Below are 2895 nucleotides of genomic sequence, written 5' to 3'. Positions count from 1 at the left end.
CGGTGCCGGCGGGGAGGCGAAGGCGTGAGGGCCCCGGAGACCGGCCACGACACCGGGACGGACCCCGACGGCGAGGTCTCCGGGACGGAATCCGGGTTCGAGGAGACGTCCGGGTCCGAGGAGACGAAGGCTCCCCCGCCCGGCAAGTCCCGTGCTTCTAGGGTGACTTGGCAGAAACTGACCCTGCTGCCCGCAGTACTGACGGTCGTGCTGCTCACCACCTGGCTCTGGTTCCGGCAGGCGGAACTGGACCCGCTCTCGGAGAACGCGCTGTCGGGCGGCCAGGTGTGGAAGGCGCTGCGGCAGCAGATCGAACTGACCGTGATCTCCACGTTCTTCGTGCTGATCATCGCGATCCCGCTGGGCATCCTGCTGACCCGCAAGATGTTCCGCAAGGCGACCCCGGTCGCCATGTCCTTCGCCAACATGGGACAGGCGACCCCTGCCATCGGCCTGCTGGCACTGCTCGTGATCTGGCTGGGCATCGGCCAGAAGGCGGCGCTGATCGGCATCATCGCGTACGCCATCCTGCCGGTCCTCTCGAACACGATCGCCGGGCTCAAGGCGAACGACCCGACGCTGCTGGAGGCCGCCGAAGGCATCGGCATGTCGCCCGTGGGTGTCCTGACCCGTGTCGAACTGCCCCTCGCCGTACCGCTGATCCTCGCCGGCGTCCGTACCGCCCTCGTCCTGAACGTGGGCACGGCGACCCTCGCCACGTTCGGCGGAGGCGGCGGTCTCGGCGTACTGATCACGACCGGCATCACCAACCAGCGGATGCCGGTCCTGGTGCTCGGCTCGATCCTGACCGTGTCCCTCGCCCTGCTGGTCGACTGGCTGGCCTCGCTGGCCGAAATCCTGCTCAGCCCGCGCGGGTTGGAGGCGGGAACATGAGACGGCGTACGGGAGTGGTGGCCGCCGGGGCGATGCTGGCGGCCTCGGCCGGGTGCGGGCTGACCAGCGGCTCACCCATGGTCGACGACGTGGAGCCCGGCTCGATCGGACAGGGGAAGCCGCTCAAGGGCGCCGATCTCACCGTGACGTCCAAGGAGTTCACCGAGCAGCTGATCCTCGGCGCGATCATGGGCATCGCCTTCGAGGCCGCCGGCGCGGACGTACTGGACCGCACGGGCATCCAGGGCTCCATCGGCGCCCGCGAGGCCGTCAAGAGCGGGGACGCGGACGGCATGTACGAGTACACGGGCACCGCCTGGATCACGTACCAGGGCAACAGCGATCCCATCACCGACCCGCGCAAGCAGTGGGAGGCCGTGCGCGAGGCAGACCTGAAGAACGGCCTGACCTGGCTGCCCCCGTCGGCGCTCAACAACACTTACGCCCTCGCCATGAACCAGGCCAACTTCAAGAAGTACGGCACGAAGACCCTCTCCGACGTGGCCGCGCTGGCGAAGTCCGACCCGAAGGCGGTCACGCTCTGCGTGGAGAGCGAGTTCGCCAACCGGGCCGACGGGCTGCCGGGCATGGAGAAGGCGTACGGCATGAAGCTGCCCGCCGGGAACGTCACCCAGATGGACACCGGGATCATCTACACCCAGGCGGCGAAGGGGAGTTGCACGTACGGGGAGGTCTTCACCACCGACGGGCGCATCAAGTCGATGAACCTGGCGGTGATGGCGGACAACAAGAAGTTCTTCCCCAACTACAACGTGGCTCCTGAGATCAACTCCAAGGCGCTGAAGAAGTATCCGGCGATCGCGCAGGTCCTCGACCCGATCACCGAACGCCTGAACAACGACGTGGCGCAGGAGTTGAACGCGCGGGTGGACGTGGACGGGGAGGACCCGCACGCGGTGGCGCTGGACTGGATGAAGGACGAGGGGTTCGTGAAGGAGGGCTGAGCAAGGGCTGATCGGGGGCGCAGCGAGGGCTGGGCGCGCCGCCCGGGCGGTCCCGGTTGCGGCCAACGGCTCGGTTGCGGCTAACAGCTCGGGACGGAGCCCTGCCCCTTCTCCAGGGCCACCAGGGCGCCGATCGCGCCCTTCAGCGTGGTGACCGGGATGAGGCGGAGCCCCTTCGGAAGGTTCGACTCGGCGTCCGAGCACTCCGCCTTCGGGACCAGGAAGACCGTGGCGCCGTCGCGGCGGGCGGCCTGCGTCTTGAGGGCGACACCGCCGACCGCGCCGACCTTTCCGTCGGCGTCGATCGTCCCGGTGCCCGCGATGACGCGGCCGCCGGTGAGGTCGCCGCCGCTGCCGTCGCCGTCCAGCTTGTCGACGATGCCGAGGGAGAAGAGGAGCCCGGCGCTGGGTCCGCCGACATCGGCGAGCCTGAGGGTGACCTTGATGTCGTCCGACTGCTCGCCGAGGTGGTTCAGGGCCGCCTCGGTGGCGGTGTCCTGGGACTTCTTCATCTCCTCGGCGTTGTGCTCCTCGATCTCCTTCACGCTGTCGCCGCTCGGGTACACGGAGTCGCGCGGCATGATCGCCTGGTCCGTCCGGAACCAGCCGTCGAGCACGTCCCCCAGGCTCACGTCCTGGTCGGGACCCGTCGCCTCGATGGTCGTCATCCGCAACTGGCCGCGCGTCTTGTAGGTGTCCGCACCGGTGATCGTGATGACCGGGTCACCCTTGTTCTCGCCGAGGACATTCGCCGTCATCCCCGGCTGGGCCACCGAGAACGGCAACGGCGCGAACACCGCCGTGGCCAGCAGAGCCACAACGGGAAGAGCGCAGACAGCGACGGCCTGGGGGCGCGTGAGACGAGAGAGCACGGAATCAATCTAACGCGAGGCCGATTTCCAGCCGTGGGCCACCCACGGATCGCCTGGGGGCGGAGGGGAACCGCGCGCCATCAGGGGCGCAACGCGCTTTCAGGGGCACAGGGAGCCGAGCGCCTTTCGGGGGCCGGGGGAACCACGCGCCATCAGGGGCCGGG

The 2895-nt window shown here is 68.9% G+C and carries 3 protein-coding genes; 2 read left to right on the top strand and 1 reads right to left on the bottom strand.

Features of this window, described 5'->3' with window-relative positions; all coding sequences use genetic code 11:
* Nucleotides 1-24 precede the first annotated feature (24 nt).
* Together O3Q52_RS51535 and O3Q52_RS51530 are read left to right on the top strand one after the other, a co-directional pair.
* Nucleotides 25-894 (top strand): ABC transporter permease, encoded by an 870-nt coding sequence (locus O3Q52_RS51535; RefSeq protein WP_269655313.1) that lies wholly within the window; start codon nucleotides 25-27, stop codon nucleotides 892-894.
* Complete coding sequence (locus tag O3Q52_RS51530) at nucleotides 891-1859, top strand: glycine betaine ABC transporter substrate-binding protein (RefSeq protein ID WP_269655312.1); 969 nt, start codon at nucleotides 891-893, stop codon at nucleotides 1857-1859. Before O3Q52_RS51535 ends, O3Q52_RS51530 begins: the two co-directional genes overlap by 4 nt.
* Nucleotides 1860-1939: 80 nt before the next feature.
* Here O3Q52_RS51530 and O3Q52_RS51525 read toward each other — a convergent pair whose 3' ends face one another.
* On the bottom strand, nucleotides 1940-2731 hold the full coding sequence (locus tag O3Q52_RS51525; protein ID WP_269655311.1) for a PDZ domain-containing protein: 792 nt from the start codon (nucleotides 2729-2731) through the stop codon (nucleotides 1940-1942).
* Nucleotides 2732-2895 lie beyond the last annotated feature (164 nt).

The sequence above is a fragment of the Streptomyces sp. ActVer genome (assembly GCF_027270795.1).
Taxonomy (GTDB): Bacteria; Actinomycetota; Actinomycetes; order Streptomycetales; family Streptomycetaceae; genus Streptomyces; species Streptomyces umbrinus_A.
This window is presented reverse-complemented; position numbering and strand designations above follow the sequence as displayed.

Bases quoted from the DNA above. Each gene is read 5' to 3' on its own strand.
- O3Q52_RS51530 (WP_269655312.1), top strand. From the start codon at position 891: ATGAGACGGCGTACGGGAGTGGTGGCCGCCGGGGCGATGCTGGCGGCC.